Here is a 2,288-nt window from a genome sequence, read left to right as displayed (position 1 = left end):
GCTTCATATTATATGGTTAAGTCCTCGATCTATTAGTATTCGTCAGCTCCACATGTCACCATGCTTCCACCTCGAACCTATCAACCTGATCATCTTTCAGGGATCTTACTAGCTTACGCTATGGGAAATCTCATCTTGAGGGGGGCTTCATGCTTAGATGCTTTCAGCACTTATCCCTTCCGCACATAGCTACCCAGCTATGCCCTTGGCAGAACAACTGGTACACCAGCGGTGCGTCCATCCCGGTCCTCTCGTACTAAGGACAGCTCCTCTCAAATTTCCTGCGCCCACGACGGATAGGGACCGAACTGTCTCACGACGTTCTGAACCCAGCTCGCGTACCGCTTTAATGGGCGAACAGCCCAACCCTTGGGACCGACTACAGCCCCAGGATGCGATGAGCCGACATCGAGGTGCCAAACCTCCCCGTCGATGTGGACTCTTGGGGGAGATAAGCCTGTTATCCCCGGGGTAGCTTTTATCCGTTGAGCGATGGCCCTTCCATGCGGAACCACCGGATCACTAAGCCCGACTTTCGTCCCTGCTCGACTTGTAGGTCTCGCAGTCAAGCTCCCTTATGCCTTTGCACTCTACGAATGATTTCCAACCATTCTGAGGGAACCTTTGGGCGCCTCCGTTACACTTTAGGAGGCGACCGCCCCAGTCAAACTGCCCACCTGACACTGTCTCCCGGGTCGATAAGACCCGTAGGTTAGAATTTCAATACAGTCAGGGCGGTATCCCACCAGCGCCTCCACCGAAGCTAGCGCTCCGGTTTCAATGGCTCCCGCCTATCCTGTACAAACTGTACCAAAATTCAATATCAGGCTACAGTAAAGCTCCACGGGGTCTTTCCGTCCTGTCGCGGGTAACCTGCATCTTCACAGGTACTATAATTTCACCGAGTCTCTGGTTGAGACAGTGCCCAAATCGTTACACCTTTCGTGCGGGTCGGAACTTACCCGACAAGGAATTTCGCTACCTTAGGACCGTTATAGTTACGGCCGCCGTTTACTGGGGCTTCAGTTCAGAGCTTCGCTTACGCTAACCCCTCTCCTTAACCTTCCAGCACCGGGCAGGTGTCAGCCCCTATACTTCGCCTTACGGCTTCGCAGAGACCTGTGTTTTTGCTAAACAGTCGCTTGGGCCTATTCACTGCGGCTTTCCGTTAAGAAAGCACCCCTTCTCCCGAAGTTACGGGGTCATTTTGCCGAGTTCCTTAACCAGAGTTCTCTCGCACACCTTAGGATTCTCTCCTCGCCTACCTGTGTCGGTTTGCGGTACAGGCACCTTTTATCTCGCTAGAAGCTTTTCTTGGCAGCGGGGAATCAAAGACTTCGCTCCATAAGGAGCTTCCCCATCACAGCTCAGCCTTCACGATAAGCGGATTTGCCTACTTATCAGCCTAACTGCTTGGACGTGCACAACCAATCGCACGCTTCTTCTATCCTTCTGCGTCCCTCCATTGCTCAAACGATAAAGAGGTGGTACAGGAATATCAACCTGTTGTCCATCGCCTACGCCTGTCGGCCTCGGCTTAGGTCCTGACTAACCCTGAGCGGACGAGCCTTCCTCAGGAAACCTTAGGCATTCGGTGGACGGGATTCTCACCCGTCTTTCGCTACTCATACCGGCATTCTCACTTCTAAGCGCTCCACCAGTCCTTCCGGTCTGACTTCACTGCACTTAGAACGCTCCCCTACCACTGATACCATTGGTATCAATTCGCAGCTTCGGTGGTGTATTTAGCCCCGGTACATTTTCGGCGCAGAGTCACTCGACTAGTGAGCTATTACGCACTCTTTAAATGGTGGCTGCTTCTGAGCCAACATCCTAGTTGTCTAAGCAACTCCACATCCTTTTCCACTTAATACACACTTTGGGACCTTAGCTGGCGATCTGGGCTGTTTCCCTCTTGACTACGGATCTTATCACTCGCAGTCTGACTCCTAAGGATAAGTCATTGGCATTCGGAGTTTGACTGAATTCGGTAATCCGATGAGGACCCCTAGTTCAATCAGTGCTCTACCTCCAAGACTCTTACACTTAAGGCTAGCCCTAAAGCTATTTCGGGGAGAACCAGCTATCTCCAGGTTCGATTGGAATTTCTCCGCTACCCACACCTCATCCCCGCACTTTTCAACGTGCGTGGGTTCGGGCCTCCATTCAGTGTTACCTGAACTTCACCCTGGACATGGGTAGATCACCTGGTTTCGGGTCTACGACCACGTACTAAACGCCCTATTCAGACTCGCTTTCGCTGCGGCTCCGCCTCTTCAGCTTAACCT

The 2,288-nt window shown here is 52.3% G+C and carries 1 rRNA gene; it reads right to left on the bottom strand.

The features are described 5' to 3' along the window. Positions 1-12 precede the first annotated feature (12 nt). Positions 13-2,288: ribosomal RNA gene (locus tag JTF23_RS27315) — 23S ribosomal RNA — on the bottom strand; the annotation flags it as partial.

It is taken from the genome of Bacillus sp. RIT 809, from assembly GCF_016892495.1.
GTDB lineage: Bacteria > Bacillota > Bacilli > Bacillales > Bacillaceae_G > Bacillus_A > Bacillus_A cereus_U.
Note: the sequence above shows the minus strand (reverse complement) of the source record. Positions and strands in the feature narration are given on the sequence as shown.